Origin of the sequence: Vibrio sp. V12_P9A6T4, assembly GCF_963874835.1 — a bacterium.
Lineage (GTDB): Bacteria > Pseudomonadota > Gammaproteobacteria > Enterobacterales > Vibrionaceae > Vibrio > Vibrio anguillarum.
Genome location: NZ_CAWNJO010000104.1, coordinates 59,383 through 81,466 on the forward strand (window position 1 = coordinate 59,383; position 22,084 = coordinate 81,466).

A 22,084-nucleotide genomic window follows, 5' to 3' on the forward strand; every position below is an offset into this window, starting at 1 on the left:
TTTCAATTTTATCAGCAAAACATAATTTACCCTTCGCTGAATTCCCATTTTTGACCCATTCACACTCTCAATTTGAGTCATTTCTGCCTCAAATTGGCACTTTTGAGCCCCATACCCATTTGTTTGAAGATGCATTCCGACAACGAAACAACCCTATTTAGTAATAACCCTATTTAGTATTTGATGAATGGAGAGCTCCATGCTTAACTTTTTTAAAACTCGCCCAGATCTACCGCTATCGGATAGCTCTCAGGGCGCAATGCAATCGCGTTTCAAAAGTTTTCAATGGCAAGTATTCTTAGGCTTAGTCTTTGGATACGCCATGTTCTATGTGGTTCGTATGAGTTTAGGCGTCGTTAAAAAACCGATGCTTGATGCGGGCATCGTATCGATAGAAGAACTCGGGATCATGGGATCAGCCTTCTTCTTCACCTACGCATTTGGTAAGTTTTCGAACGGTTTCCTTTCTGACTACGCCAACATCGGCCGATTTATGTCGTTCTCACTACTGCTTTCCGGTGCCACTGCCATATTCATGGGGTTGAACACCACGGCATTCTTCTTTGTGTTACTTTGGGCCGTCAATGGTTGGTTCCAATCGGTGGGTTCTGCGCCTTCTTGCGTCTCGCTTTTCCAATGGTTCTCACCTAAACAACGCGGAAGCCGTTATTCAATTTGGGGAGGATCTCGAAATATCGGCGAAGGCATCACTTGGATTCTAACAGCAACGCTAGTGAGTTATTTAGGTTGGCAAGCGGGTTTCATCGGTGCGGGCATTGCCGCCATCATCGCTGCATTGATTATGTTCTTTGTACTGAAAGATCGTCCGCAGACCTATGGTTTACCTGATGTTGCAACAGCATTTGGTGAAGAGCCCGAGTTCAAAAAAGCCAACGATCCAAAAGAAACACGTCGCGCTCAACTGTTCATTTTGAAGCAACCGACTGTCTGGCTGATTGCCGCTGCTTGTGCCGCGATGTATATCTCTCGCTATGCGATGTCTTCTTGGGCGGTGTTATACCTACAAGAAACCAAAGGTTATTCACTGATTGATGCTGGTTTTGCAATGTCCACTTACCCTATTGCAGGCCTCGCGGGCGCTATTTTGTCTGGTATCATTTCAGATAAAGTATTCAACGCTAACCGTCATATCCCAACGCTACTTTACGGATTTGCCAATATTGCAGGTATGTGCTTGATGTTCTTCGGCCCCGATAACCGTATGGTAGATGCTGTTGCTCTAGGCTTAATTGGCTTTGCGATTGGTGGGCTTGTCGTATTTCTTGCTGGCCTAACGGCTTGTGACTTAATGCCTAAAAATGCCGTCGGTGCCGTAAAGGGCTTTATTGGTTTGTTCTCTTACTTAGCCGCTTCGGCTCAAGAACTGGTGTCTTCATCACTGATTAAAATGACGGAAGTGGATGGCGTAACCAAATATGACTTTACTCAAGCACAATATTTCTGGTTGGCCGCTGGCGTGATTTCTTTACTGCTTGCGACTACGGTATGGAATGCCAAGAAAGTAACGGATATTGATGCTCCTACGGGCCAAATACTGGAAACGAAACCAAGTCTCTAATCTATAACACCCTTGATACAGGGAGGATAATCCTCCCTGTTATTTTCTTATTTTCATTCTTATTTTCTATATCCAAATCACTTGAAAAATCGACCAAATGTCGGCCGAGAGCAATGGACAAGTGCAATTAGCACCACCATAACTTCAAGTAAAATGGCTATAGCGAGTGTCGTTATAGGATACCACTATGTGTAAAACAAAAATCGTTGCAACGCTTGGCCCTGCAAGCCAAAGCCGTGAGATGATCACCAAGCTCATTAATGCTGGTGTTAACGTTGTACGTTTAAACTTTTCTCACGGCACCGCTGACGAGCATATTGAACGCGCGATGTTAGTACGTGACATTTCACAAAAGCTTGGTGTCAGTGTCGGCATATTAGTCGATTTACAAGGACCTAAGATCCGTATTTCCTGTTTTGAAGACGGTGCGATCACTCTAAAAGCGGGTGACTCATTTATTCTCGATGGGCTTCACCCCACAATGGCTGGTAACCAAGAACGTGTAGGCTTAGATTACCCGCAACTGATTCAAGACTTGAAGTTGGGTGATACTTTACTGCTTGATGATGGCCGAGTACAACTCCGGGTCGAAGAACTCAACAAACCACAGCAGTGGGTAAAAACTCGCGTCATAAACAACGGTAAGCTGTCTAATCGCAAAGGCATTAATTTGCTCGGTGGTGGCCTTTCCGCGCCAGCACTGACGGACAAAGACAAACGAGACATCATCACTGCCGCGAAACTCCAAGCCGATTTTCTAGCCGTCTCATTTCCACGTAATGCCCAGGATTTACATGAAGCGCGCCGGTTAGCGGTACAAGCCGGATGTCATGCACATATTGTCGCCAAAGTAGAGCGAGCCGAAGTGGTGAGCGATCAAAAAAATATGGACGCGGTCATCAATGCATCCGACGTAGTGATGGTTGCTCGTGGTGATTTAGGCGTTGAAATCGGTGATGCTCGCCTACCCGGCGTACAAAAAGCGTTGATTGCGCGCTCAAACTATTTAGGCAAACCCGTTATCACCGCAACACAAATGCTGGAGTCGATGATTGACAACCCGCTGCCAACACGCGCAGAAGTGCTTGATGTAGCAAACGCGATTATTGATGGCACTGACGCTATTATGCTATCAGCAGAATCAGCGGCGGGAAGCTATCCCATTGAAGCAGTAGAAGCGATGGTGCGTATCGCTCATGGTGCAGAACAAGAGTTAGGCTGTGCGCAAAATTCATGGGATAAACTGCATCATTTGTGCAGCGATGCGGGCAAAAGCTTCGCGCTTTCTTCCATGATATCGGCGACTAAGGTTCACAAAGATCTTGGGGTCGCCATTTTAACTCAACAGGGAGAAACACCACTGTTGATGTCTCGCTGTCAAAGCCAAGCTACCATTTGGGCACTCTCCGACAGGCCTGAACTGCTGCGTAAATTAACCATTTTGCGCGGCGTTACACCAACCTATATTCCATCATTAGCGACACAAGCGGATTTGCTGTCTCAGCAAGTGCTTAACGCTCTGGCACAAGACGCAGCTAACCGCCATATTTCATCCATTTTGATGACACAATTAGAATCGATCGAAGGCGTGGGTAATATTAACGTCTGTCGTTTATTGACGTTGCCAGTAGTAAAAGAATTAGCCGCGTAGAATGTAGGGTTCTGCGCCGCTAATCATGAGATCATTAAAATTATTCAGTGATCTCAACCTCCCCCTAAAAAAACCTTGCTCCACAGGGAACTTGGCCTGCGCTTGTCGCAGGCCCTTTTTAATAATGCCAACAGCCAATTATTTATATAAACAGTAACCTGAGTGAATGAATGGATTGAGCGGCTAAGGCTTCTAATTCCGCTTGTAGCTCTTGATAAGTTTGCGCAGAGTCAGCACTTTTCTCAATGACTAAACACAGATCAAACAAGGCATGCAAACCTAAGCTGCCAGCTGAACCTTTCAATTTGTGTGCTAACGACTTAACGACCTGAGCCTGTTCCCTCGATTGACGAAACTCGTGTAGGTATTCATGCGTGCAATCGGCGAACAGCTCAATGATTTCATCCATCTTGTCACGCCCTAGCACTTCAATATCCGCGAGTAGGATCCGCTCGTCCATAATCGGACGAGCGGATTTTTGGCTATCCGAGGTTGCGTGCGTAGGCACACTCAACTCAACGAGTAAGGTATTGTGTTCAATACGTTGCTGGACAAGTTGTGCAAGATCTTCTTTGACTAAAGGTTTGGGCAAATAGCCATCAAAACCAGCCGCTAAATAGCTTTCCACCTCTTCATTAAACACATGCGCCGAAATAGCAATCATCGGTGTGGAGCGTAGATGCGAATACTGTTCATTTTCGATAAGTTTGAGCTGCGCCAACAGCTCAACACCATTAACGTCAGGTAGATTAATATCGAGCAGTGCGATATCAAACCGGTGTTCACTAAACAGAACCCGAGCTTCAGCGCCTGTTTTCGCGGTGAGCACATTATGACCGAGACTGGTCAAAAACCCTTCAGCAACCATGCAGTTAACAGGGTTATCCTCCACCAGCAAGATGTTGGCCTCTCGCGTCGCGGCTATCGGCCTTTTAACCACTTCATCCACTGCCTCTCCTCGCTGTAAAGGAACAGTAAACTCAAAACGGCTTCCTTTGCCTAAATCTGATTCAAGCTTAAGCTCGCCGCCCATGGCTTCAACAAGCCGTTTGCTGATAGCCAAACCAAGCCCAGTACCGCCTTTGTAACTCTGTTCACTGGAAGCTTGAGTAAACGCATCAAACAGCCTGATTTGATCCTGTTTACTGACTCCAACACCGGAATCCGACACTTCAAATGTCACTTGATTAGGCATTTCAGCATCAAGACTGACATAAATATCCACATAACCTTGATCGGTAAATTTGATGGCATTACCCACAAGGTTCGTCAGCACTTGACCCAAGCGAGTCATATCACCCACCCAAAAAGAAGCAACATCCAGTTCAATCTGCTTGGTAAATTCAAGCGACTTTTCTTCAGCACGTCCTTTCATCAGTTGGTAAACATCGTCCACCATTTGATGTAAATTAAAGTTGGCATTGCGAATTTCTAAGTGTCCGGCCTCAATTTTTGAATAATCCAGCACATCATTCAAAATGGACAACAAGGTGTGGCCGCTGCGGTTAATCACGTCCACATACTGGCGCTGTTGAACGGTTAATGGCATCTCTTGTAATAAACGAGCCGTGCCCAATACGCCATTCATTGGTGTGCGGATTTCATGGCTCATGGTGGCCAAAAATGCCGATTTAGCACGGTTGGCTTGCTCGGCTAAGTTGCGAGCTTTGGCATGATTCAACACTTCCATATTGAGTTTCTCATTGGTGTGTTGTAATTGTTCTGTTCGCTCGGTAACCACTTCCTCTAAGTGCTCTTTATGTTCTTGTAACGCCTCTCTCGCCTGCGCTTCACTTTCCGCCACCACTTTAAGAGACTGCGCGGTATTGCGAGCCGTGATGATCGCCTGCCCCATTTGCGCCAGTTCATCCTCTCCTTGGACTGCCACTTCCACCTGCAGTTGCCCTTTTGCGATGGATAACAGTGCCGATGAATATTCGGCTAAACGTTTTACCACCGACAGATAGACGACCTTCCACATAATGAAAGCTGCAATGAGAAGGCCAACCAAGGTTAATAAGGTCAATGTATACTGTGCCATGTTCAAGGTTGTAGAGAGCTGCGCAACAGCGTGAGTCGTTGTACGATTGGAGTCATCTACTAAGCGGCTGACGGTAGTATTAAGATCTGAAAACTGTACTAAGGTGTTTTGTGTGAGCGATTTCGCGACCTGCTCGTTATCATAACGTTGCTGCAAAACACTAAAAACCACTTTGCGCTTTTCTAACTCATTAAGCAGCTCTGTCATTTGCTTCGAACGCGTCGGGTCTTCTACCGCGCGTACTCTGCGCTGCATGATGGTGAGGTTATGCAAAAACTCTGTTTGGATTTGTTGGATTCGCTCAACATCGGTAACCGTGCGTGTCTCTTCGATGTGGCTGAGCATTTTGAACGCCAGCAAATGAAGCTCATGCAAGCGCTCTGAAAGATCGAGGTCTACTTCCACTAAAGCGTCTAACGCTTGGTACGCTTGTGACGTTTTATCGGCTTGTAACAAGTCATAAATATGCGTCACATTCGCCACTGCGATGGTACTGGTATTGAGCACTTGAGTGCGCGTCAGCTCTTCCAATTGCAGCGCCAGTTGTCGCATCTCTTCCACTCGAACACTTAAGTCATGTGCCAGATACAACTTACGCTCAACCGTAATACCAAGCTGAGCCAGTGTATCGATAACGCTTTGAACATCATTTTCTAGGCGTGTCAGCAGTTCTGAATCAAAGGAATCGGCACCCAACTGCTTGATGTGATTAAGCAAAGATTGGAGCTGATCGAAAAGCGCTTTGCCATACTGCTGGCGCTCTTGCTCTGTTTTTGAGTTGGTTAACATTTGCACAGACGTAATGATTCGTGTGCTTAACTCCGACACTTGACGCGCTTCCAGCATCGAAGGAATGGCAGAATTCACCACATTACGTTCGGTTTTAGCCACCAGCGAAAAACCAAACACACCGATCAACGCCGATAACAAAACGAGCAGGGCCATTACCGAAAAGGACAACATTAATTTTCGGCCAATACTGGCTTTGGCTAACAACATGGCACCCAACCTCAAACATTACTTCTTAAGCAACACGGAATGGGCTATATTTTGCAGTGTTTACTCACGTTATGCCAACGAATAGCGAATGCAATTGATCTTAAACCTTATTTCCCCAACGCTTTTACTGCTGATTTTAAGCTTGGTTAGCAACACAACATTCGCCGAACCCCATAAGAAAGTCTGCGCTTTATACCCTCACCTCAAAGATTCCTATTGGTTATCAGTCAACTATGGAATGGTTGACGAGGCGAGAAAACAGAAGTTGAATTTACGCGTGTTAGAATCGGGTGGTTATCCTAATCATGAACGACAAAAAGAACAGCTTTCATTGTGCGTTCGTTGGGGCGCTGATGCGATTATTCTCGGTACTGTGGCACCGGATCTTTACACGACAGACTTAAGCACATACGTCGCTTCTACGCCTGTGTTTGCAACGGTTAATCAGCTCATTCTCAATCAGCAGCAGGCTGCACGGCTACAAGGTCAAGTGGGTGTCGATTGGTATTGGATGGGATACTACGCGGGAAAATATCTTGCTGATAAGCACCCACAAGGCAGTGGGAAAACCAATATAGCCTTGCTACTTGGCCCGAAAACCAGTGGTGGTACTCAACCCGTTAGCCAAGGTTTTTATCGCGCAATACAAGACAGCGATATCAACGTAGTGGAAAGCCTATGGGCAGATAATGATAAAGAACTGCAGCGTAATTTAGTACAACAAGCGCTGGAGCGAGCTGACCTTCGCTATATTGTGGGCAGCGCCGTCGCGATTGAAGCGGCGATCAGCGAATTGAGAACCTCAGGGATGACAAACCACATCGGTTTGGTGGCAACCTATTTAAGTCATGGCGTCTACCGCGGGCTGCTGCGTGGCCGAGTCGAATTTGCGCCAACGGATAAAATGGTCGAGCAAGGCAGGCTTTCCATTCAACAAGCTGCGGCTTTTTTCAATCAGCAACCTTATGAAAAAAAAGCCGCCCCGATTATCGAATCCTTAACGCCTATGTCACTCAATCCGCAGATAATTGCAGATTCGTTATCTCCATCTGAATATAGGCCGACTTTTAGCGTAAAAGAGATTGAATAAAAGTGGCGATTTCGCTATTTAACATACTGATTTGAATCATAGGAACTCTTCAATGCAAACAACGACTCGGACTATGCCTGCGCATAAGCATGTCGCTCTCGTCGCTCACGACAACTGCAAACCGGAACTACTTCGCTGGGTAAAAGAAAATAAAGAAAAACTACAGCGCCATTTTTTATACGCTACAGGAACCACTGGCAACATGCTCAGCAAAGAGACTGGCCTTGCTATAAAAAGCATGATCAGCGGTCCGATGGGTGGCGACCAACAAATTGGCGCGTTGATTTCTGAAGGCAAAATTGATGTGTTGATCTTCTTCTGGGACCCACTCAATGCCGTACCGCATGATCCTGATGTAAAAGCTCTGCTACGAATTGCCAGCGTTTGGAACATTCCAGTTGCCACAAACCGCGCCAGTGCTAAATTTTTGTTCTCTTCACAGTTGATAGAGCAAGAGGTCGATATCGAGATCCCTGATTACCAAGCTTATCTAGCTGAACGCATGTAACCTATAACCTTTACATACGCACAGAGACACACAGTCAACATCCAAATCACCACATAAGACAACTTGATCGCCTGCGTGAACGCATCCCCTTTCAAAGGATGCGTTATTTCTGCTTCACCACTGGGTAATCCCCTGATAGCAATTCGCGAACAAAAACCGAGCCGCTGCCCGAGTGCGTGATCCACACTTTCTCTTTAGCGCGGGTCATTGCAACGTAGAATAAACGGCGCTCTTCGGCGTAGGGGAAATCATCATTCGATTGGCTCAATGCACTATCGATATGCAGTGCTTTCACTCGAGCCGGAAACTGTCCCTCATCAACACCGAGCACAATAACAAAATCGGCTTCTTTACCTTTACTGGCGTGACAAGTCATAAATTCTATATTGAGTGAGCGGTAATGCTTTTTCCAGTCGTTAAGAAGTTCTGGTTTATGGTAATGGTTTCGTCCAAGCAATAGCACAGATTGTGTACGATTCGCTTGGCGATTGAGTTGATCCAAGATCTTTTCAATGTTGTTGCTTGGTGCAATAAAAACTGATTTTTGTTTTTGCTGCTTGAAGCTGTTAAGTGTTTTTGGTAACTGATTCGGATTGGCTTGAATAAACTGGTTAGCCACCGCACCCAACTGATCATTAAAACGATAAGTCGTATCCAGATAATGAACCGTCGAGTGTGGGAAGCGTTCACTAAACCCAGTCGTAAGATCAACGTCAGAACCAGCAAATTGATAGATTGACTGCCAATCATCACCCACTGCAAACAAGTTACACGCTCCTGGCTGCTGCTCACATAAAGATTGGATCAACGCCAATCGCTGTGGTGAAATATCTTGGTATTCATCGATCATAATGAATTTCCAATTCGATTTAAATTTGCCCTTTTCAACGTATTCCGTTGCGCGGCTGATCATCATATTAAAATCGATTTGATTTTGCTCTTTGAGCATTTGTAACCAAGCTTGGTAACATGGCCAGCACAAAGAGAGCTCACTGTTCAGCCGTGAATAGTCTGGATGGTCAATCAAACGTTGTTGCAGCTCCTTTTTCCCAAGACCAAGCATAGCCAGTTGCTCAAGCTGCTTTTCCAACCATGCAATCAGCTTTGGGTTTTCAACATGGCTGCCCAGTTCATCATCACCAGCTAAATAAGCAATTGGCCATTTAGATAAATGCTTCTGCCAACGCTTAAAATTGGTCGGCGTCATCCAATGTTTCTTCAACCAATCAATACACCATGCCAACTTTAAGTTACTGTCTAGAGCTACAGGCGAAATGATCGCTTCTCGCCCTTCGACCTCGTTTAAAATTTTCAGCCCTAACTGATGGAAGGTATTAACGCGAACGTGTTCCGCCGCCATGCCGATTTTGCTATCTAATCGCTGTTCCATCTCTTTCGACGCATCGCGACCAAAAGCCACCAGTAGAATTTCGTGGGCCTGTGCAAGGTGACTTTGGAGTAGATACGCAACACGCGCAGTCAAAACGCTGGTTTTGCCCGAACCTGCACCCGCTAGGATGAGGTTGTGATCATCATTGAGTAGCACTGCGTGTTGCTGCGACAAATTAAGTGGAGAACTTTCGACTTGAGAGAATAAGACTTCCCAGTTTTGACGTTCCAATTCAAGCCAGTGTTGATTTCGTTGGGCAAGGGACGCCGAGCGATCCGTAAGCCAAGGCGAGAGCTGAGCAATAGCATCAGGTAGCCGTTGACGTGCTTCGGCTAATTTCATGTCCATCGTCGAAAAATCAGCTTCCACTTGCAAAGCCCAAACATCTAATAAGGAGTGTGGCAAAAAAGAGGGTAAACGCTTCAAGCGATTGAGCTCTTGCTCCCAGCGAGGCAGATACTGACTCAACTGCACACATTGACGATTGTGCCATTGTTGATAAGCCGCTACCGCCGTATGGGCAAACTGTCGGCATTCGGGCCAAGGCAAACCTTGCACCAACCATGATTGCTGAACGCCTTCATCTTCATGCGCAAAAAACTGCAATGCTCCCCAAAACAAACCACGCTTAACACGGACTTTACCATTCCAAACCGTGAACGGGATCCGCTCTTCGCTGACAGCCGAGGAGATAATCAAACGCTGTTGGTCAAGTTCAACTTGGTTATATTCGTCTTGAATGAGAAATTGTGCAGGCTTATTTGCGCTCAGCTGCATGGTTTTATGCTCTTTTATAAGAATGTGAATATGATATACCAATCACAGTGGGCATTGAAAAATTAATGTCAAGATTACTGTTGTTGATTTTGTAATCAAGTAGACGTTTTTCTTTATCTTGATCAGAGTGTTAATCAACGCTTCTGCTACACTATGGTTTTCTTTTTGGATGTTGAAGTATCGTGCCGCTCTCTAGCAAAATTCGCCTTTATTGGGCGAATAAAACTGTCAATTACAGCATTCTCATTTTGATCACTCTATTAGGCGTGGTCATTCCTGCGTGGCACTACAACCTCAATACTTGGATTACGCCACTGATCCTTGGCGTGATTGCCGCAGCACTGGCTGAAAGTGATGACAGTTTCAGTGGACGGTTAAAATCCCTCACTCTGACATTTATCTGCTTTGCTATAGCTGCATTTTCTATCGAACTGCTTTTCCATACCCCGCCACTGTTTGCGATTGGGTTATTCATCTCCTCGTTTGGTTTTATCATTCTTGGCGCAATTGGCCCACGTTATGCCAGCATCGCCTTTGGCTCCTTACTTATCGCCATCTACACCATGTTGGGTGCACACCAAAGCGTGAATTTGTGGTTTCAACCCGTTTTGCTCCTGACGGGTGCCGCTTGGTATTACTTCATGTCGATGATTTGGCATATGTTTTGGCCAATGCAACCAGTACAGCAAAGCTTAGCGAATGTTTTTTTGCAATTGGCCAATTATCTTGAGTCCAAAAGCCATCTCTTCCATCCCGTATCGAACTTAGTCCCTCAGCCATATCGAATTGCTGAAGCCAATTTAAACGCGGCAACGGTTACCGCACTCAATCAATGTAAAGCTACTTTGTTGAGTCGTTCAAAAAGAGGCCATATTGATGGTGCCAGTGACCGATTTCTCAACATCTATTTTATGGCACAAGATATCCATGAACGTGTCAATTCAAGCCATTATCGCTATCAAGAGCTTGCTGAACACTTTGGCCGCTCAGATGTGCTGTTTCGCTTTAAACATTTATTAGAAACACAGGCTAAAGCCTGCCGTGAAATAGCCCAATCGATTCAGTTAGGGCGAAGCTATCAGCACCATTCAGAGTCAATTATGGCTTTGGATGAATTGCAAAGCTCATTAAACTACCTACAAGAACAACAACGCCCTGACTGGCTGGTGTCACTAGCGCAATTAGGTTATCTTTTCAATAACTTAGCAACAGTAGAAAAGCAGCTCAATAACGTTAACAACCCTGATGCTAACAAGCTCGAAGAGGGCATGTTGTATGATACAGAAGCCCACACTCTTAAAGCCATGTGGTTACGAGTGAAGGCAAATCTGCATAAAGATTCCATGCTATTTCGTCATGCGCTGCGTATGTCTATCGCACTCACTATCGGTTACGGAATCATCCAAGGTTTTGGTATTGAACGAGGCTATTGGATTTTACTCACGACACTGTTTGTTTGTCAGCCAAACTACTCAGCCACTCGGCAAAAACTGACGGCCCGAATCATTGGCACGTTATCGGGGCTGTTTTTAGGCGTGCTGCTCTTAACCTTGTTCCCATCGCCAGAAAGCCAATTGGTCTTTATCGTACTATCAGGTGTGATGTTTTTCGCCTTTAGACTAAACAACTACGGCTATGCGACTGGCTTTATTACTCTTTTAGTGCTGTTTTGCTTTAATCAATTGGGTGAAGGTTACGCCGTGGTACTGCCTCGGCTTGCCGATACTCTGATTGGCTGCGCATTGGCCGTCGCAGCGGTAGTGCTGATCCTCCCTGACTGGCAATCAAAACGATTACATAAAGTCATGGCGGATGCGATCGATGCCAACAAAGCCTATTTGGGACAGATTATTGGTCAGTACCGTATCGGCAAAAAAGACAACTTGAGCTATCGCATCTCACGGCGCAATGCCCACAACCAAGACGCAAATTTAACCGCAGCGATCAGTAATATGCTGGCAGAACCGGGTAAATATCGCGCGGCAATCGATGAAAGTTTCCGTTTTCTGACACTGAACCATGCACTGCTCAGCTATATCTCTGCTCTTGGAGCCCATCGGACACGCATCGAAGATGAAGCAACGCACCAACTGGTACTTGAAACTCACCGAGTGATCCACCAACACCTAGAGGTGTTGCACAAACAACTTTATGAACATTGTGATGAATGCGATACCAGCGACATTGACGATGCAGGCTTAGAGAAACGCTTAGCCGAATGGCGTGAAGAAGATGAAAGCTCGGTAAGAATGGTCTTACAACAGCTGCACCTTATTTATCGCATGCTACCTGAGCTTCACTCTCTCGCCAGTAAGTTTGCCGTCCGTGTAAACTAGCAATTGTCGTAATAATGAGAGCGGCTCAATTTCGGGCGGCTCTCACCTTTCTCTTGTTATAACTTGACATTTTTCGGACAAAAAATCGCCACGTCGAGAATAATCTCAGATTAAGTATTTTCTTACAGGTGTAAGGCCATGAAAGGACATCAAACTTACCGCGGTGAGAAGGCAGCGCATTTTTTACTGAGGCATGAGTCGATGACGCATAATCAATTTGAGTCTTTAAAATCACAATTACAGCATTTAACACCTCAACAACTGCGTTTATTACAAGGCGAGATAAAGCACTCTTTGGAAAATGAATCGAATAATTTACTCACTGATGATGAGCTGAATGTGCTTTCGAGCCTCTTTTCCTAGTCACGAATTTCTTCTTGTGCAAAAAGTAAACGGAGCCTAAACTTTAGACATCGACGAGGGTAAGCTTATGTCTATATCTGGTGTTCATTCTGGCTATCAACTGATCAATCAGTCAAATAAAATGGCTGAGGATGCGGCTCGTGAGCTCAATATGGAAAAAGACATCTCTCCTGTTGATAAAGCGGACAAAGCGCTTGCTTTTAATAAAGTTGAGTTTGATAAAGTTGTTGCTAAAGCTGAAGAAAAACCTGAAGAAATTGATAGCCTACTAAAATTGAACCAAGCTACACAATACAACCGCATTGGCACCAATATTATCCAACGAGATCAAGACATGCTGGGTTCAATATTGGATATCCAAGCCTAACTCTTCACACAACTTGCAACACAAGCAAATATTGTGTTTATGTGCATGGTTAGTACAATGCCCGCAAATTCTTTACCATGATTCGCTATGCCTAAGCTAAACCTGCATCGAAGAGATTATGTTTCTATTTTGGGTGGTGATATATCAGCCCAGCAGCTAGAGCAAATACTCCAACCCAAACTCACTTCTCCAACGCTCAAATTAACACCAAGTCCGTATTTAACCGCAAAAAATGTAGAACGCCGTTGGCAAGTACTTAACACGCGAACGAACAAAAGTGCGCTTTTAGATGACTCAACAGAGCAAGATATGCTCAGCTACCACAAAAATATTGAGCATTTTATTGGCACAGTCAAAGTTCCAGTTGGGATCGCAGGGCCATTACGAGTCAACGGACTGTTTGCCAAAGGTGATTATCTCGTCCCGCTAGCTACAACCGAAGCCGCTTTGGTTGCCTCTTATCATCGTGGTGCAAAACTGCTTACTGCGGCAGGAGGTGCAAGCGCCATGTTGTTAAATGAAGGCGTTACTCGCACGCCAGGCTTTGCATTTTATAACTTAATCGAAGCTGGGCAGTTTGTGGCGTGGATAGTGACTCAATATGACCACTTTAAACAAGTTGCAGAAAACACGACAGCACACGGAAAACTGTCAGACATTAATGTCAATATTGAAGGGAACCATGTCTACCTCGTGTTTGAGTTTTTAACCGGCGATGCATCAGGGCAAAACATGGTCACTATTGCCACCAATGCCGTGTTCCAAACCATTCTGGCGAATACTCCTGTGCAGCCTGAATACGCATTCCTTGATGGCAACCTATCGGGTGATAAAAAAGCCACTAGCCAAACACTGCGTAGTGTGAGAGGAAAAAAAGTGACTGCCGAGGTGCATTTATCTGCCGAACTCATCCATAAACATCTGCATACGACGCCACAGTCTATGATGCAATTTGGCCAAATGACGACTGTTGGTGGGGCATTAAGCGGCGCGATAGGCATTAACGCGCATTACGCTAATGCACTCGCTGCTTTGTATATTGCCTGTGGGCAAGACGCCGCTTGCGTTGCTGAATCGGCCATTGGTATGACACGCATGGAAGTGGACAAAAATGGTGGTTTGTACGCCAGTGTAACCTTACCCAATTTAATGTTAGGGACCGTTGGTGGCGGTACAGGGTTACCGAGTCAAAAAGCATGTTTGGATATTCTCGGTCTACACGGTACTGGTCATTCGCAAGCGTTAGCCGAAGTGGCAGCATCACTCTGTCTGGCTGGTGAACTTTCTATTGTCGGTGCGTTCTGCGCTGGCCATTTTTCACGCGCCCATCGCAAACTTGCTCGTTAAGGTATTGCCTCTCCCAATAAAAAAGGCGCTACGTGAATACGTAGCGCCTTTTTTATTGGTTAAGTGAGCATATGCATTAGAAAATAATGATCGAGATCAAAATAAAAAAACAAAAAACTAACTATTTCGACTAAAAAATGGTTTCATACGAACATTACAGAACAAAAACGAAATAGGTGCGCTCAATGAACAACCATTCTGTTTGCAACTCGATTGAAGCCGAAAACAATGTGCTCGACATTATTGTTGTCGGTGGCGGTATCAATGGGGCAGGCATCGCCGTAGATGCTGCTGGCCGCGGGCTGAAAGTTGGCCTATATGAAGCAAAAGACTTTGCTAGCGCTACCTCTTCTACGAGCTCAAAATTAATTCATGGTGGGTTGAGATACCTAGAACATTATGAATTTCGTTTAGTCGGTGAGTCATTGGCTGAACGCGAAGTACTGTTGCGCAAAGCGCCTCACATTGCAAAACCAATGCGATTTCGTCTACCACACCGCCCTTTTCTAAGACCTGCTTGGATGATTCGTGCCGGACTTTTTCTTTATGACCATTTAGGCAAACGAACCTCACTACCTGCCAGCAAAAAAATAGCCCTTAACGCGGGTGTGGTGACTAAAAATGAGATGAAAATTGGTTTCGAATACTCAGACTGCTGGGTCGATGATGCTCGTTTAGTGATACTGAATGCGATGCAAGCACGTGAACTCGGTTCCGAAGTAAAAAACTATTGCCGCGTTGAATCAGCTCGTCGTGTTGACGAGTTATGGCATGTGACTTTGTTTGATGAAAAAACACAAACTCGTTTTACTCGCCGCAGTCACGCGCTTGTCAACGCAACAGGTCCTTGGGTTAAACAGTTCATTGATGAGCAGATTGAAATTACTTCTCCCTACGGTATCCGGCTTATCAAAGGATCACATATTATCGTGCCGAAAATTCACGATGAAGAGCAGGCGTATATTTTACAAAACGAAGATAAACGGATCGTCTTTGTGATCCCCTATCTTGATCACTATTCAATGATAGGCACCACCGATGTCGAATACCGAGGTGATCCTCGTCAAGTGAAAATTAGCGTCGAAGAAAAACAGTACTTATTGAATGTGGTGAATAAACACTTTATCCATCAGGTCACACTGGATGATATTGTGGCTGACTTCAGCGGTGTACGCCCGCTATGTGATGACGAGTCTGACTCACCACAAGCCATTACTCGGGACTATACACTATCATTGGATCAACAAGCTGATAATGCGCCACTACTTTCTATTTTTGGTGGAAAGTTAACCACTTATCGCAAGTTAGCTGAATCTGCTATGGGTCAATTAAAACCATTTTTTAATCGAATGTCTGACAGTTGGACCGCAAACAAACCACTGCCTGGTGGAGAAGCCTTTTATCCAGCACAGCTCAAACAGCAGCTTGAGCAGCGCTTCCCAGATCTTGATAAAGCGACCATTAACCGCTGGATCACTAATTATGGTAGCCGAGCTTCGGTGATGCTCGATAATGTGCAAAGTAGTGCTGATCTGGGTAAACATTTTGCGTTTGGGCTCTATCAATGCGAAGTCGATTATCTCTTACATTATGAATTTGCTTCTTCATGTGAAGATATCCTATGGCGCAGAAGTAAACTCGGCTTAACATTTAACACTGAACAAATTGATCAGTTAAATGATTATATCGACCAATCATCAACTTGCGAATGTCAACGCATCAGTGCTTAACACAAGATGTAGCCACTAGAATTAAACTTGAGAAAAGCTCTTAGAAACATGATCTTCTGAGAGTTTTTTACTTTTTCTTAGTAGGTGACGTAAAAATCACGGGGTATAGTAAAGCTATATTTCCGTAACGACGATGCCACTCAATGCCAATTCCGAATACTAACAGCGACGATCTCATCAAACTCCTTAAGCCATGCATGAAAATCCTCGTCACTATTGAATTCGGACCTGAGGATTCTTACAGCTTTTCAACGACAATTGTCGGATGCAAACGTGAAAGATATGTACTGATCGATATGCCCGTAAAAGCTCGTGAAGACTTGGTGATGCGAAAAATAGTTAATATCCAAATCATTTTGCGTGGGATTTGTGACACTGAATTAGGTCATATACTCGCGTTCAAAACCTCGATTATTCGTAGTATCTCTAAACCGTTCGGATTACTGTTTATCAAGTTTCCTAAGCACTTTGTAACCAAACCAATCCGTGAGCACGAGCGCTACAAACTCTCTTTGCCAGCCGTTATTCATGAAGGAGAGCATCAATTTAAAGGGAAATTAATCGACTTTTCTATTTCTGGCTGCGCGCTATTTATTCCTGGCTTGCACCATTTAGAAAAAGATATGTTTATTGAGATAAAGTCCACACTCTCCCCACTTCTACCACAAGATCTCGCTTGCCAAATCGTCAGTGTGCGTCAACAAGGTAAAGGAATGTTAGTAGGCGTTAAATTTCTTGAATCAATTGCAATGACAGCAGCATTGAAAAAAGAAATATTAGAACGCGCTTTTATGGCTGGTAGCGTATAAGAACGTTGCGCGGTGCTTTATTTCTGCCGTTTTTGGAAGTGACAAAAAGCCTCATGCAATGCTTTCTCTTTGATAGGTTTAACTATCACATACTCTGCACCTGCGGCCATAAATGCTTCGTTGGTAGATTGCATACCATCAGCCGTGCACGCATAAATAGGTACATCCATCATCAACTCATGTTTGATCAAGTGGGTTGTTTCAACCCCACCTAAGTAAGGCAGTTGGTTATCCATTAAGATAAGATCCACTGGATGATCTTTCAAATAATCAATCGCTTGTAGACCATCCTCTACTCTTGTCACTTCCATACCGTATTTTTTGCAAAATGCTTGAGCAATAAAAGCGTTGGTATGATTATCTTCGACTAGCAACACTTTGATTGGTTTTTCAAACATTTCATGTGGCGGCGCGCGCTCATAAGATGATATATCCTTCCCGCAGTCACTGACGACAACCAGCGGGAGTTCAACAGAAAATGTAGTACCTACTCCAAATTGGCTTTTCACGTTTACGGCACCACCAAGCATCTCAATTAAGCTTTTGACAATCGCAAGCCCCAAACCACTACCGCCGTATTCTCGTGTGGTGTTTGATTCTACTTGAGTAAAAGGCTCAAAAATAAGCGCGAGATCTTGCTCTCTGATGCCGATACCTGTGTCACTAATCGAAATAAACAATTGGTGGTTATTCTTTTGCTGGAACTCAATGCTAATCAACCCATGGTGGGTAAACTTAGTCGCATTATTTAATAAATTAAACAGAATTTGGTTCAGGCGAACTTGATCGCTATGGATCATCATATCAGGCGGAATATTGCTCTTTAGGCTGAATTCAATCTCTTTTTCAGCACATAATGGCCGATAGATACTTTCCACGGCAGAGATGACCTCAACCAGCTTAAAGTCAGACTCTTGAATTCTAAACTGTCCCTGCTCTATCTTTGAAAAATCAAGGATATCATTCAGCACCGCCAATAAATGTTCACCACTACTGCATAACACATTCACTTGTTCAAGTTGCTCATGGTCACTGATTTCACGCTTAAGTAATTGAGAAACGCCTAAAATTCCATTCAATGGTGTTCTCAGCTCATGACTCATTTTTGCAAGAAATTCAGCACGAATACGCGCCGACTCTTCCGCTTCTTGCCTTGCGAGTCGGCTCTGTTTGGCCGCCTCAGCGATTGTCGTAATATCTTGTCCTTGAGTGATGATTGACTCAATTCTCTGCTCAAAAATAATGGGGGATAAATTCCAGCGAAAAACCTTATTGCCGACTTCAACGTTTATCTCTCGGAACGTTTCTTGTTCAACCGCAAGGCGTATCTTTGGCTGCAGCTCTTGCTTTAATGCATCAAAAATGCATTGCTGTTGATCATTACGACGCATGAAATATTTTTTTGCTGATGGATTCATTTTGATGATATCACCGTCGATACTCCATACTATGATGGGCGAAAGTGAAAAATTGAACAGATCTTCAAATTGTTTTTCTTGCTCAGATAAACGTTGAAATGTGTGTTCTAGCGTTCTGCCGAAGTGATCAAATTCATAGATTTTAGAACCAGAAAAAAGCTCATAACTCCCAGCTTCAGCCGCTTTGTGAGTGTAATTCATCAAGCTATTGATTTCATTTTTCACTCGCTGCTGTAACCACCAACGTGTCAAAATAGAGACTATCACCATCGCAAAAAGGGCAAAAATCATCCAAAAAAAATAATTTTCACGTAATTGCAATACGTTCTCATTGCTCTGCACACTGAGGACGTTAATATAAATTGGTACGCCTTCTATGGTTAACGCGGTACGGCTTACCATGTAATCGGCAAAACTATAGGCGTCAAAATTATCTTCTAAAACATCACGTTCCGTGTAGGTCTCATCACCATTAATTGTTGAGGCTAAGACCTTTTCACTCGTCGTCATCACGAGATTTTCTGAGTTACTCCCTTCACGTAATGTTTCTGCCAGCACGTAATTGTTGTTAAGTACGGTAGCAAGATGCAAAAAACCAATCACCTCTCCGGACTGCGAGTCAATAACGGGAGTACGTCTGACCATTAGGTAGGCATAGCCCAATTGAGAGGGAGATTTGATCATATGCCAGTTATTACTTAACGCGACTTTACGAGACATGTTTACCAGCTCGTTTTGTTCAATACCATAAAACTGAGCATTGCCATCTTCCCACATCAGGCTGTCAGAATCAGAAATGAAACGAATGTCAGGCGTGTTGGCTACTTCTAGCTGGTCAACTCCAAAAAAGAACTGATCAATGCTGTCATTATCGCCCTTACGAATTGCTTTAACTAAACCTGCATTTTTTGCGCTGCTATCTTGGTTTATCTGCAGTAATGAAAGACGGAAGTTAAAGAGGTTCTGGATGAGACTAGAAGTTTGAGAAGCCGTACGTTGCACTTCTTGAGCAATGATTTTGCTACTGATCTGATAACTTTGAAATAAAACGCTGAGCGTCAACGCGCCAATCACCGCAATCATTGATTTGGTGATCACGGTGGCTATCTTTTGTTTTTTCTTGACGGTGCTTGACCTTAAACTCATTAATGACTCGATATATCAATGGTCAGAGTAACGAAATGCTCTTTTTTTGAGCTTTTCAATATCCGCTAAAGAAGCCTCTTTGGTTACCAACTCGAAACCACCAGAGTAAACCGTAGGTACCGGCTTTCCTTCAAGATCCCACTTAATGGCTTCCGCCATAGCAACACCTGCATCATCATTGACACGCATAATAGTCACATCAAGTGTGCTATTTTGCAGCGCGTCCAATTCAGCCTCACCACCGCCCCAGCCGTTTAACGTAATATCTTCTCTATTTTGCTGCTGCAACGCATCCATGGCACCGAGAGCAACATCAGTAGAGCATGCGTAAATAAAATTAATATCTGGTGTTTGTTTAAGAATACGCAAAGTTGCATCAAATGCACTATCTCGTGTCGCTTTTGTATAAAACGAAGAGGCCAAGTGATATTTACTGTCTCGACTCATTTCTTGGATAAAACTATCACCGCGAGCATCGCTAACATAGCCTTCAGAATAATAGAGTACGGAATAAGCACTATTCTTTGGCGCCGACTTTTTGTAGTAATCCACCAGTTTCATTGTGCCAATTTCATGATCAAACCCTACGTACATAAAAGGCTGGCGATCTCCCCAACTTTTTACTGGCGTAGTGATATTTTGCAGAATAATTTTGGTTTGATTTGAACTTAACAGCTGCTCGATAAATTTACGGTGGCGGATGGTATCAAGCGTAAACACCAAGTAATCAGATTTGTTTCTGATCGCTTCCATCAACGATAAACTTTGTTGGCGAATATCGACATTCGGACGAGTGAATACTTGGTTAATTTGGTATCTAATCCCAAGTTCATCTAAACGCATCTCAAAGGCTTTGATATTGCGCGCCCAATAATCGGAAACTTGTTGACCGGGATAAACAACAGAAATATGAATAGGTTTATCTTGCTCTATTGAGAGTAAAGCAGGAGGTTGACGCACTGCCTGTATCATCTGGTCGGTAAGAGCCTGTTGCGCAGGATTAAGGTCTAAAAACTCTTGATATCGCCAATAGCCATTTAAAACTTGCGCTGCAGCCTGAGTGGAGGCTGCCAAACTGACACTGAACACAAATGAAAGGAGCAGGATTTTTCTCATGGCATTCTCATTACACTAACTTCTGGATTTAATGACACACAATGGCTGATTTCGCACTCATCATATTCTCGGACTACCCAATGAAGGATCAAACAAGTAGCCCGTATATCATCTTGATTATTAAGTATGTTCCTCATAAATGATAGTGCAAACCACTAAAAAAGCTGACTTGCACTCATAACCGCTCATTTACTAAACAAAAGTATCAGAATGCTTTCCTATACTTAAAAGGTGAAAGCTAAATTTCCAGAAATGCCAAATTGATTATCTCCAGCATAGTTTCCTGCAAGATCGAAACTGACAAGATCTCCGGGGCTGATGCCAATGCCAAACGTCACGGCGTTGTCCAAAGTGTCTTCTAAATCGATTTCATAACCCGCACGAAGCTGTGCCCATCCCCAAGCATTACCTTCTAAGCCAAAGCGTAGGTATTGTGTATCATCTTTTTGGTCTTGGAAACGACTCTGCTTTGTTGCATCTAAATCGATTGCAGCAGTGAAAAACTCAGTGACATATCCACCCGAGATTGTGACTTGCGTATCCAAATCATATGAGCTTAAACCATCAATGGTTTTTAATTCTTGAGCAAAAAGATCCTTTACCGCAACACCCACTCGAAAATCGTTAATTAACCATACAGCCCCTAAATCAAGATTGAAGGCATTATCGTTCGTTTCGCTTTTGTCATAATCAGCAAGATCGAATTCTTTTACCGAAACATTTTGCTTATAGGTTCTTAATTGTTGAATTTTAGGCGTAATGCCAAATGAAAATTGTTGGCCACGAATGTTGTATATTTTGGCCAGTGCTAGGCCAAATTCTGAGTAACCAAATGCAATCAGATCAACGGTTGAATTTTTATAACGATTCTCAACGTCGGTGCCGCTACTGCCTGTATTTGCCGCAATATCAGAACGCGCAATCACCTCCGCGTGCCCACGCGCAAAAATATTAAGTGAAACTAGATCGAGAGGAATTGCTATCGCCATACCAATGCCCGCCGATGCAGCAAGAGGTTTGTCATCGGCAAGCTGGTCTAAATACTGATTAAGTTTATCAATATCACTTTGATTGGGTGTACCGGAATTTTCAAACGCTTTGATGCTATCTTGCAGGTCATCAATGGATTTTAGGCTTTTGTCTGGGTCTCTAGCCGCACCACCTATCGCAGGGAAAAGCACGCCAAACGTGTCATTATTCCGATACACGGCCACCAAAGCAGGATTATAGAATGGGGCTAGCAGATAATCGGCCGTTGTTACGCCAGTATTCCCCATTCCATTACCACGAGCGTCAGCTATCGTGTTCGCCGCTTGTGCAGAAGCACAAGCCAACAAGAGCAACGAGACCACTGACCATTTGTTGTAACTGTTCATATTGCAACCAACCTTGTTGTTATTATTCCTTAAACAAGGTT

At 44.1% G+C, this 22,084-nt stretch carries 15 protein-coding genes; 10 read left to right on the top strand and 5 right to left on the bottom strand.

Annotated features, from left to right (window positions below):
- Nucleotides 1-199 precede the first annotated feature (199 nt).
- Both AACQ42_RS15845 and pyk read left to right on the top strand, forming a co-directional pair.
- Nucleotides 200-1,579, top strand: a complete 1,380-nt coding sequence (locus AACQ42_RS15845) for an MFS transporter (protein WP_088733419.1) — start codon at nucleotides 200-202, stop codon at nucleotides 1,577-1,579.
- Between the two features lie 187 nt (nucleotides 1,580-1,766).
- Entirely contained in the window at nucleotides 1,767-3,230 is a 1,464-nt protein-coding gene (pyk, locus tag AACQ42_RS15850; protein ID WP_019280880.1) for a pyruvate kinase, read from the top strand.
- Between the two features lie 142 nt (nucleotides 3,231-3,372).
- Here the strand turns inward: pyk and torS are convergent, their stop codons facing one another.
- The gene (gene torS, locus AACQ42_RS15855) at nucleotides 3,373-6,270 is read right to left on the bottom strand and encodes a TMAO reductase system sensor histidine kinase/response regulator TorS (RefSeq protein WP_254918552.1); all 2,898 of its coding nucleotides are present in this window, start codon (nucleotides 6,268-6,270) and stop codon (nucleotides 3,373-3,375) included.
- An 88-nt stretch (nucleotides 6,271-6,358) separates the two neighbouring features.
- Here torS and torT point away from each other — a divergent pair, with 88 nt between their 5' ends.
- Together torT and AACQ42_RS15865 are read left to right on the top strand one after the other, a co-directional pair.
- On the top strand, nucleotides 6,359-7,360 hold the full coding sequence (gene torT / locus AACQ42_RS15860) for a TMAO reductase system periplasmic protein TorT (RefSeq protein WP_088729656.1): 1,002 nt from the start codon (nucleotides 6,359-6,361) through the stop codon (nucleotides 7,358-7,360).
- Nucleotides 7,361-7,412: 52 nt separating this feature from the next.
- On the top strand, nucleotides 7,413-7,868 hold the full coding sequence (locus AACQ42_RS15865; protein WP_026027464.1) for a methylglyoxal synthase: 456 nt from the start codon (nucleotides 7,413-7,415) through the stop codon (nucleotides 7,866-7,868).
- A 103-nt stretch (nucleotides 7,869-7,971) separates the two neighbouring features.
- Here AACQ42_RS15865 and helD read toward each other — a convergent pair whose 3' ends face one another.
- Complete coding sequence (gene helD, locus AACQ42_RS15870) at nucleotides 7,972-10,035, bottom strand: DNA helicase IV (RefSeq protein WP_176429636.1); 2,064 nt, start codon at nucleotides 10,033-10,035, stop codon at nucleotides 7,972-7,974.
- Nucleotides 10,036-10,217: 182 nt separating this feature from the next.
- Here helD and yccS point away from each other — a divergent pair, with 182 nt between their 5' ends.
- The 6 genes from yccS (at nucleotide 10,218) to AACQ42_RS15900 (ending at nucleotide 16,987) form a co-directional block, all read left to right on the top strand.
- Nucleotides 10,218-12,371, top strand: a complete 2,154-nt coding sequence (yccS, locus tag AACQ42_RS15875; RefSeq protein ID WP_094164902.1) for a YccS family putative transporter — start codon at nucleotides 10,218-10,220, stop codon at nucleotides 12,369-12,371.
- A 138-nt stretch (nucleotides 12,372-12,509) separates the two neighbouring features.
- Nucleotides 12,510-12,734 carry a hypothetical protein gene (locus AACQ42_RS15880; RefSeq protein ID WP_013867905.1) on the top strand — a complete coding sequence of 75 codons (225 nt, stop codon included), beginning with the start codon at nucleotides 12,510-12,512 and terminating at the stop codon, nucleotides 12,732-12,734.
- Nucleotides 12,735-12,801: 67 nt separating this feature from the next.
- Entirely contained in the window at nucleotides 12,802-13,101 is a 300-nt protein-coding gene (locus tag AACQ42_RS15885; protein ID WP_013867906.1) for a hypothetical protein, read from the top strand.
- Between the two features lie 87 nt (nucleotides 13,102-13,188).
- Complete coding sequence (locus AACQ42_RS15890) at nucleotides 13,189-14,448, top strand: hydroxymethylglutaryl-CoA reductase (protein ID WP_081245083.1); 1,260 nt, start codon at nucleotides 13,189-13,191, stop codon at nucleotides 14,446-14,448.
- A gap of 185 nt (nucleotides 14,449-14,633) precedes the next feature.
- A complete protein-coding gene (glpD, locus tag AACQ42_RS15895) occupies nucleotides 14,634-16,178 on the top strand; it encodes a glycerol-3-phosphate dehydrogenase (protein ID WP_094164904.1) in 1,545 nt (514 codons plus the stop codon).
- Nucleotides 16,179-16,321: 143 nt separating this feature from the next.
- Nucleotides 16,322-16,987 (top strand): PilZ domain-containing protein, encoded by a 666-nt coding sequence (locus AACQ42_RS15900; protein WP_176429637.1) that lies wholly within the window; start codon nucleotides 16,322-16,324, stop codon nucleotides 16,985-16,987.
- A gap of 17 nt (nucleotides 16,988-17,004) precedes the next feature.
- On the opposite strand, the gene luxQ is transcribed toward AACQ42_RS15900, so the two are convergent.
- From luxQ to AACQ42_RS15915, 3 genes are all read right to left on the bottom strand, one after another.
- On the bottom strand, nucleotides 17,005-19,551 hold the full coding sequence (gene luxQ / locus AACQ42_RS15905; protein ID WP_094164906.1) for a quorum-sensing autoinducer 2 sensor kinase/phosphatase LuxQ: 2,547 nt from the start codon (nucleotides 19,549-19,551) through the stop codon (nucleotides 17,005-17,007).
- A gap of 15 nt (nucleotides 19,552-19,566) precedes the next feature.
- Complete coding sequence (locus AACQ42_RS15910; protein WP_094164908.1) at nucleotides 19,567-20,667, bottom strand: autoinducer 2-binding periplasmic protein LuxP; 1,101 nt, start codon at nucleotides 20,665-20,667, stop codon at nucleotides 19,567-19,569.
- 224 nt (nucleotides 20,668-20,891) lie between these two features.
- A complete protein-coding gene (locus AACQ42_RS15915) occupies nucleotides 20,892-22,043 on the bottom strand; it encodes a conjugal transfer protein TraF (RefSeq protein WP_094164910.1) in 1,152 nt (383 codons plus the stop codon).
- Nucleotides 22,044-22,084 lie beyond the last annotated feature (41 nt).

Bases quoted from the DNA above. Each gene is read 5' to 3' on its own strand.
- AACQ42_RS15845 (WP_088733419.1), top strand. From the start codon at position 200: ATGCTTAACTTTTTTAAAACTCGCCCAGATCTACCGCTATCGGATAGC.
- pyk (WP_019280880.1), top strand. From the start codon at position 1,767: ATGTGTAAAACAAAAATCGTTGCAACGCTTGGCCCTGCAAGCCAAAGC.
- torS (WP_254918552.1), bottom strand. From the start codon at position 6,270: ATGTTGTTAGCCAAAGCCAGTATTGGCCGAAAATTAATGTTGTCCTTT.
- torT (WP_088729656.1), top strand. From the start codon at position 6,359: ATGCAATTGATCTTAAACCTTATTTCCCCAACGCTTTTACTGCTGATT.
- AACQ42_RS15865 (WP_026027464.1), top strand. From the start codon at position 7,413: ATGCAAACAACGACTCGGACTATGCCTGCGCATAAGCATGTCGCTCTC.
- helD (WP_176429636.1), bottom strand. From the start codon at position 10,035: ATGCAGCTGAGCGCAAATAAGCCTGCACAATTTCTCATTCAAGACGAA.
- AACQ42_RS15880 (WP_013867905.1), top strand. From the start codon at position 12,510: ATGAAAGGACATCAAACTTACCGCGGTGAGAAGGCAGCGCATTTTTTA.
- AACQ42_RS15885 (WP_013867906.1), top strand. From the start codon at position 12,802: ATGTCTATATCTGGTGTTCATTCTGGCTATCAACTGATCAATCAGTCA.
- AACQ42_RS15890 (WP_081245083.1), top strand. From the start codon at position 13,189: ATGCCTAAGCTAAACCTGCATCGAAGAGATTATGTTTCTATTTTGGGT.
- glpD (WP_094164904.1), top strand. From the start codon at position 14,634: ATGAACAACCATTCTGTTTGCAACTCGATTGAAGCCGAAAACAATGTG.
- AACQ42_RS15900 (WP_176429637.1), top strand. From the start codon at position 16,322: ATGCCAATTCCGAATACTAACAGCGACGATCTCATCAAACTCCTTAAG.
- luxQ (WP_094164906.1), bottom strand. From the start codon at position 19,551: ATGAGTTTAAGGTCAAGCACCGTCAAGAAAAAACAAAAGATAGCCACC.
- AACQ42_RS15910 (WP_094164908.1), bottom strand. From the start codon at position 20,667: ATGAGAAAAATCCTGCTCCTTTCATTTGTGTTCAGTGTCAGTTTGGCA.
- AACQ42_RS15915 (WP_094164910.1), bottom strand. From the start codon at position 22,043: ATGAACAGTTACAACAAATGGTCAGTGGTCTCGTTGCTCTTGTTGGCT.